We start from the raw sequence: 3,234 nt of genomic DNA, 5'->3' as shown, positions 1-3,234 counted from the left end.
CGATTCATCTGATGCAATACGCAGATCTTCACTTTACATAATGTAGATTATCGGCACTTCGGGCGTGCTGCGGAGGGTGGGGCGACTCCAAACCGTGGCCGCCGTGGTCGAGCGCCATCCACCCACGTCGCCACTCCGAATGAGGATTTCTACCAGTGGCTGCGGACGACGCGGATCTCGTCTCGCCTCCACCCCGGGCCGATTGGTGTCGCGGTTCCGCCCCGGAGCCGCCCAGGCGTCAGGAAATCCCCACCGCGGCAGAACTCGTCGATGTCCACCCTGTGTTCGCTGGGTCCCCGCAGACGTAGACGAAGTGTCACAGTGACGTAATAGTGCCGTCCCTCGGGCGTCACCTTTGGTCAAAGCGTGTGCGGCCCGTGTCGGGCTCGCGACCGTCTGCGGTGAGGCCGGATGCGGCGAGGCGGCTCAACGGCGAGCCCGGGCCCGCCATGCGCGCCACGCACCGGTCGACCACAGGGCCCAGGCGACGAGGACCGGCTGGAAGAACAGTCGGACGAACCGGTCGCGGTCGGTGTCGAGCCCGAAGGCCGCGGTGCCGGTGACGTACTGCGAGATGTTGCCCGGGAAGATCGCGACGAAGAACGCGGCGGCCACCCCGCCCACCGCGGGACGGAAGCGGGCCGGAGCGAGGATGAGCGAGGCGCCGAGGCCCAGCTCGACGACGCCGGACGCGACCACGACGAAGTCCGGGTCGAGCGGCACCCACGTCGGGACCTGCGCCTGGAACTCCTGCCGCATGGTCGTGAGGTGGCCGGTGCCCGCGCCGAGCAGGGCGGCGCCGAGCGCCCAGCGGCCGACGTGGCGCGCCACCTCCCCGATGCGCCGGCCCCTGCGGGTCGACGACTGCGTGGGTGCGGTCCGGTGTGACTGGGTGAGATCGTCCATTCCGGAAGTGTTGCGCACAACTGAGTTGAGCGCAACCGGTATGTCCGGGATACTGGGACCCATGCCCGCCGATCTCCGCCTCGACCACCAGGTCTGCTTCTCCCTCTACGCGGCCTCGCGCGCCTCGACCTCGGCCTACCGGCACGCCCTCGCCTCGGTCGGCCTCACCTACCCGCAGTACCTCGCCCTGCTCGCCCTGTGGGAGGAGGACGGCCTCACGGTCCGCCAGCTAGGCGACCGCCTCCACCTGGACTCCGGGACACTGTCCCCGCTCCTGGCGCGCCTCGAGAACGCCGGGCTCGTCGCCCGCTCGCGGTCCGCCGACGACGGCCGGAGCGTCCACGTCCACCTCACCGAGTCCGGCGAAAAGCTGCGCGCGGAGGCCGAGACGATCCAGTGTTCCCTGCTCGGCAGGCTGGACATGTCGGAGGAGGACCTGCTGCAACTGCGCACGCTCGCCCAGCGCCTCGTCGACTCTCTCGAGGCCGGCGCGTAGCGGACCCGGCGCGGCGGCGGCTCAGCCGGACGCGACGGGCTGGCGGAGGATCGTCTTGAGCCTCGCGGGCTCGACCCTGCGCGGATCCGAGAGATAGATCTCGTGATGGTGGCCGGACAGCGCCGCGCGCCGGCCCGCGATCGCTTCCGCGTGCATCCGCGCGATGACCGGCCCTTCCTCGTCATAAGGCCCCACGTGCAGCGTCTGCACTGCCGTACCCTCCGCGAACCGGGCGAACCGCACACGCTCCCCGGCGTCCGAGCCCCTCGTCGTCGTCACCCTCTCCCCCGCGGCGGCGACGACCTCCGGCGTGATCCACTCCGGCTGCCAGATCATCATCGTCCAGTTCCACGCGTCCTTGTCCCGCGCGGTGAACACCCGCGGATCGTCGGCGTACCAGAGCCCCTCGAGCGGGCCCACGGTGTGGACCCGCCCGAGCTCCGACTTCGCGATCGCCCGGATCGCGTACGACAGGACGTACAGCGACTCGACGGCAGTGCGGTAGGCCGGCGCGGTGTCGGGGTCGCCGCGGCCGTCGACCTGCAGGAACCACATGGGCGGGACCTCCACCGTGTCGATGCGCCCGACGCGGCCCGAGTACAGGTCGCGTCGCAGCCGCTTGATGTCGACGCTTCCGGGGTTCGCGTTAGCGGACATGCGCAGAATCTACTCCCGACGGCGTCAGGGCGAGGGCCGGCCACGAGGACAGGTCCCGCAGGAGCTGACGGTCGTGGGTGGCCACGACCACCGCGCAGGACGCGGTGACCAGCGCCTCGGTGAGCCCGTCCACCAGGGTTGACGACAGGTGGTTGGTCGGCTCGTCCAGTATCAGCAGCGCGGGCCGCGCGGCCAGGCACAGCGCGAGGTGGAGGCGACGCTGCTGGCCCTGCGACATCCGGCTCACCGCGGTGGCGGCGGCGCGCGGGTCCAGGAGCCCGGTCGACGTCAGCCCCGGCGCGTCGGCACGGCCCAGCCGACTGACGTGCTCGGTGTAGATCTGCGCCGCGGTCCGCAGCGGATCCCACTCCGGCACCTCCTGGGACAGGTACGCGACCCGCGCGGCAGGACGACGATCGACCGCCCCACGGTCCGGGACGAGCTCCCGCGCGAGCAGGGCGAGCAGCGTCGACTTGCCCGCCCCGTTCGGGCCGGTGACCAGTAGTCGGTCGCCGGTGTCGAGCGAGAACGAAACCGGCGTGCGCAGCCGCCCCGACACGACGACCTCACGGCAGGTCAACACCCGCTGCCCGGCCGGGACGTCCCACGCCGGCCACCGGAACCGCGGCGGAGGCGGCGGCACGGATACGCGGTGGCGCTCGAGCTCCTCGCGGCGGCGGACGAACGCCCGGACGGTGCCGCCCGCGCGCGTCGACCGCTCATGCTTGCCGTGTCCCTTCGCGGGGCGCCACCCGTCGCGGAGCCGGTCCCGAGCCTCGTCCGCGGCGCGGGCGAGTCTGTGGTGCTCGTCGAGCTGCTCGGCGTGGGCCTGCTCCCACGCGGAGCGCACACGACGGCGCCCCTCGAGCCAACCCTCGTAGCCGCCGCCGAACACCAGAGGCTTCCCGTCCGGGCTCGGGTCCAGGTCGCAGAAATGCGTCGCCACCTCGCGCAGGAGCGCCCGATCGTGCGAGACGACGGCGACCCCGCCGGGGTGCGCCCGCAGCCGGGCGGTGAGGAACTCCAGCCCGGACGCGTCGAGGTGGTTGGTCGGCTCGTCGAGCAGCAGCAGGTCGTGGTGCGCGCCCAGCACGCAGGCCAGGCGGACCCGGTAGCGCTGCCCCACGGACAACGACGCCAGCGGGCGCGCGCGGTCGTCGCACGCGCCGAGCCCG

Annotated in this window: 4 protein-coding genes; 1 reads left to right on the top strand and 3 read right to left on the bottom strand. The window is 72.2% G+C overall.

What is annotated here, in order from left to right:
* Window positions 1-426 precede the first annotated feature (426 nt).
* Entirely contained in the window at window positions 427-906 is a 480-nt protein-coding gene (locus HMPREF3086_RS11185) for a DoxX family protein (protein WP_083324411.1), read from the bottom strand.
* A gap of 61 nt (window positions 907-967) precedes the next feature.
* On the opposite strand from HMPREF3086_RS11185, the gene HMPREF3086_RS11180 reads away from it, so the two are divergent.
* Entirely contained in the window at window positions 968-1,402 is a 435-nt protein-coding gene (locus tag HMPREF3086_RS11180) for a MarR family winged helix-turn-helix transcriptional regulator (protein WP_007633908.1), read from the top strand.
* A gap of 21 nt (window positions 1,403-1,423) precedes the next feature.
* On the opposite strand, the gene HMPREF3086_RS11175 is transcribed toward HMPREF3086_RS11180, so the two are convergent.
* Both HMPREF3086_RS11175 and HMPREF3086_RS11170 read right to left on the bottom strand, forming a co-directional pair.
* Window positions 1,424-2,059, bottom strand: coding sequence for a GyrI-like domain-containing protein (locus tag HMPREF3086_RS11175; protein WP_061916850.1), 636 nt, complete (start codon window positions 2,057-2,059; stop codon window positions 1,424-1,426).
* Window positions 2,049-3,234 (bottom strand): ATP-binding cassette domain-containing protein (locus tag HMPREF3086_RS11170; protein WP_070721906.1); only part of this gene is annotated, 1,186 nt, incomplete at its 5' end. The genes HMPREF3086_RS11175 and HMPREF3086_RS11170, both read right to left, overlap by 11 nt.

It is taken from the genome of Dietzia sp. HMSC21D01, from assembly GCF_001815995.1.
GTDB lineage: Bacteria > Actinomycetota > Actinomycetes > Mycobacteriales > Mycobacteriaceae > Dietzia > Dietzia cinnamea.
The sequence above is the reverse complement of the archived record's forward strand: the minus strand, read 5'-3'. Positions and strand labels throughout refer to the sequence as shown.

What these genes read in the sequence shown, in the direction of transcription:
- HMPREF3086_RS11185 (WP_083324411.1), bottom strand. Translation starts at nt 906, where the DNA reads ATGGACGATCTCACCCAGTCACACCGGACCGCACCCACGCAGTCGTCG.
- HMPREF3086_RS11180 (WP_007633908.1), top strand. Translation starts at nt 968, where the DNA reads ATGCCCGCCGATCTCCGCCTCGACCACCAGGTCTGCTTCTCCCTCTAC.
- HMPREF3086_RS11175 (WP_061916850.1), bottom strand. Translation starts at nt 2,059, where the DNA reads ATGTCCGCTAACGCGAACCCCGGAAGCGTCGACATCAAGCGGCTGCGA.